Source organism: Nonomuraea antimicrobica (assembly GCF_039536965.1).
In the GTDB taxonomy this organism is placed as follows: Bacteria; Actinomycetota; Actinomycetes; order Streptosporangiales; family Streptosporangiaceae; genus Nonomuraea; species Nonomuraea antimicrobica.
Map to the genome: position 1 here is coordinate 1 of NZ_BAAAZP010000255.1, position 551 is coordinate 551.

General features: G+C 66.4%; 1 protein-coding gene. It reads right to left on the reverse strand.

Features of this window, described 5'->3' with window-relative positions; translation table 11 throughout:
- On the reverse strand, positions 1 to 458 hold a 458-nt coding region (locus ABD844_RS52255), incomplete at its 3' end, for a hypothetical protein (RefSeq protein WP_344897581.1).
- Between the last annotated feature and the right edge of the window lie 93 nt (positions 459 to 551).

The following is a 551-nucleotide window of genomic DNA, read 5'->3' on the forward strand; positions in this document are numbered from 1 at the left end:
TGGCGGTTGAGATGACGGAGAAGCTGCATGACCGGGGCATCGCCGATGCGCGCCTGGATGCCGACGACGCTGGCGGGAAGCTCTGGCCGCGATATGCCCTCCCACAGCAGGTACGCGCCGAGCACGGTCCCTTCCGAGAGCGGTACGTCATCAGGCACGGCCGTCAGACCGTGAACGCCCATGTCGATCTCCTTGGCCACGAGAGCCCGATCGACGGCACTGGAGAAGGCGTTCTCGTCGTCGAGGCCGCCCGGGGCGTTGTCGTCCTGTGGACCGCCGCTGAGGGGAAGGAAGACGACCTCGATGGCCGCTCTACTCGGCAGGAGAGGGGTGAGGAGGCGGACGACGTGGCCGGCCTGGAACTCCGCTGCCGTGGAGTCGCCAGCGCCGATTCGCAGGGGCGACGCGGCAAAGCGTACGCGCAGAGCATCGGAGAGTCCGTAGGGGTTGGAGGTCACGTGGTCTCCCGGCGGTCGGCCATGTCGGCAGCGAAGGTCAGACGTCGCCTCTACAGTATCGCCACATGTTCTATCCAGTTCACGGCTTGTTCT